This is a genomic window from Actinoplanes sp. NPDC048791, from assembly GCF_040650095.1.
Classification (GTDB): domain Bacteria; phylum Actinomycetota; class Actinomycetes; order Mycobacteriales; family Micromonosporaceae; genus Actinoplanes.
Genome location: NZ_JBEZGQ010001108.1, coordinates 1 through 2,597, shown reverse-complemented (window position 1 = coordinate 2,597; position 2,597 = coordinate 1). Strand labels below are relative to the sequence as shown.

At 71.8% G+C, this 2,597-nt stretch carries 2 protein-coding genes and 1 pseudogene; 2 read left to right on the top strand and 1 reads right to left on the bottom strand.

Features of this window, described 5'->3' with window-relative positions:
• A pseudogene (locus AB0C29_RS42885) lies at window positions 1-613 on the bottom strand (hypothetical protein); the annotation flags it as partial.
• A 198-nt stretch (window positions 614-811) separates the two neighbouring features.
• Here AB0C29_RS42885 and AB0C29_RS42880 point away from each other — a divergent pair.
• Window positions 812-1,615 carry an alpha/beta hydrolase gene (locus tag AB0C29_RS42880; RefSeq protein ID WP_360833332.1) on the top strand — a complete coding sequence of 268 codons (804 nt, stop codon included), beginning with the start codon at window positions 812-814 and terminating at the stop codon, window positions 1,613-1,615.
• A 4-nt stretch (window positions 1,616-1,619) separates the two neighbouring features.
• Window positions 1,620-2,597: PAS domain-containing protein (locus AB0C29_RS42875; RefSeq protein WP_360833330.1), on the top strand; the 978-nt coding region annotated here is incomplete at its 3' end.

Here is a 2,597-nt window from a genome sequence, read left to right as displayed (position 1 = left end):
CATTGTCCGCACCACGGCCTCCGTCGAGAGCCTGCCACCTACCACCGGACCGCTGGCTTCCGGCCGGCGGCTGCACCCGCGTGGGCTGCAGCGGCGCTTCCGAGCGGGCCGGTGGGAGCGGCGCTTCTGAGCGGGTGGGTGGGAGCGGCGCTTCTGAGCGGGTGGGTGGGAGCGGCGACTCCGAGCGGGTCGGCGGCAGCGGGGCCTGCATCCGGGTCGGTGGCAGCGGGCTGTCGATCCGGGTCGGCGGCATCGCCTCCGGGAACGGGATCTCCGCCTGCCACGGGGTGTCCTGGTCGGCCCAGGGGTCGACCGCGGGTGTGGTGGACCAGTCCTCGCTGTCCGCCCACGGGTCGACCGGGGGCGGCGGCTCGTCGGCCTCGGCCTGCGTGCGGCGGCGCGACCACCACGCCTGCTTGGGCACCGGCGGCGGCACGGCCGCTGAGCCGCGCGCTCTTGTCTCCCCAGCCGGGCTTGGCGCTCTTGTCTCCTCCGCCGAGCCGCGCGCGCGGGTCTCCTCTGCCGCGCCTGGTGCTCCCTCGATGCGGGTGGGGTCGGGGGTGGTGTTCGGCGGGGTCCCGGCGGCCGGATTCTCCGGCTGCTGCTCGGCCATCCGTCGATCTCCCTCCGCTGCTCGCCCCGGGCCCGGGTGCCGGGCGTCTTCCGCCAGGTTAGAGACGGGCCGCCACCCATCGGCGAAGATCGAGGCCGCGGATCGACGACCGTGGCGGCTCGCCGGCACTGCGGACCAAACGCGAGAACGGACACCCGGGGCGATGTGCCGGACGGTGCGGAGTCGTATGGTGACCCGGTGGTGAGTGCGAAGAAGGCGACTGAGCGGAACGCGGTGACCGTGACCGGCCGGGCCCACGCCCAGCCGATGATGTTCGCGCACGGGTACGGCTGCGACCAGAACATGTGGCGCTCCGTGGCACCCGCGTTCCTGGACACCCACCGGGTGGTGCTCTTCGACCACGTCGGTGCCGGCCGTTCCGACCTGAGCGCGTACGACGACCAGCGGTACTCGACCCTGGACGGCTATGCCGAGGACATCCTCGAGATCATCCACGAGCTGGACCTGCGGGACGTCATCTTCGTCGGCCACTCGGTCAGCGCGATGATCGGCGTGCTCGCGGCCAACCGTGAGCCCGGCCGCTTCGCCAAGCTGGTCCTGGTCGGCCCGTCCCCGCGCTACATCAACGACGGCGACTACCAGGGCGGTTTCGACCACAGCGACATCGAGGCCATGCTGGAGTCGCTCGACAGCAACTATCTGGGCTGGTCGAGTGCCATGGCCCCGGTCATCATGGGCAATCCCGACCGGCCCGAGCTGGGCCAGGAGCTGACCAACAGCTTCTGTGCCACCGACCCCGAGATCGCCCGCAAGTTCGCGCACGTGACGTTCATGTCCGACAACCGCAAGGATCTGGGCCAGGTGCGGATCCCCACGCTGATCCTGCAGTGCGCCGACGACGTCATCGCGCCGGCCGTGGTCGGCGATTACGTGCACAGCAACATCCCCGGGAGCACACTGGTGGCCATGAACGCGACCGGGCACTGCCCGAACCTCAGCGCTCCCGCCGAGACCATCGCCGCGATCAGGACCTTTCTGTAGAGCGATGACGGAGAACGGTGGCGGTGGGCCCGACGTGACGCAGGATCTACGGGTCCCCTGGGAAGAGGATCCCGGGGACCTGTACGAGCACGCGCCCTGCGGTTATCTGACGACGCTGCCCGACGGCACGATCGTCAAGGTCAACGAGACGTTCCTGGCCTGGACCGGTTACGTCCGCAGCGAGCTGATCGGGCAGCGCCGGTTCCGGGATCTGCTCAGCGCAGGCGACAAGATCTACTACGAGACGCACTACGCGCCCCTGCTGAGCATGCAGAACGACGTCCACGAGGTGGCCTTCGACCTGATGCGCGCCGACGGTGAGCGGCTGCCGATCCTGGTCAACTCCAGCCTCGGCCGGGACCCGAACGGGATGCCGCGGGTCATCCGGACCACCATCTTCAACGCCAGCGAGCGGCGCGGCTACGAGAAGGAGCTGCTGGCCGCCCGGCGGGCGGCCGAGTCCTCCGAGCGGCGGGTCCGCGCGCTGCAGCAGATAGTGGCTGATCTCGCCGCCGCGCCGACCGCGGCGGAGGTGGCCGACGCCGTCGTCCGCGCGCCCGGGCCGGCCTTCGGGGCCGCGTCGGCGACGGTCTGGCTGGCCGACCCGGACCGGGACCAGCTCACGGCGGTGGCCGGCACCGAGTCGGCCACCCTGACCGGAGACGACATCCCCCGCGGGTCGTCGCGGGTGATCGCCGAGGTGGCCCGGCGCGGCGACCTGCACGTGGTCGGCTCGCTCGACGAGGCGCAGGAGCACTTCCCGGAGCTGGCCGTCACCATGCGCCGCACCGAGCGGGCCATGGTGGTGCTGCTGCCGCTGACGGCGGCGCCCACCGCCGACCCCGCCGCCGTCGAAGTGCTCGGCGTGCTCGGGTTCGACTTCGCCGAGCCGCGCGAGCTCACCGACAGCGAGCTGCGGGTGGTCCGGCTGCTCGGTCACCAGGCCGGTCAGGCCCTGGTCCGGGCCCGGCTCTACGACGAC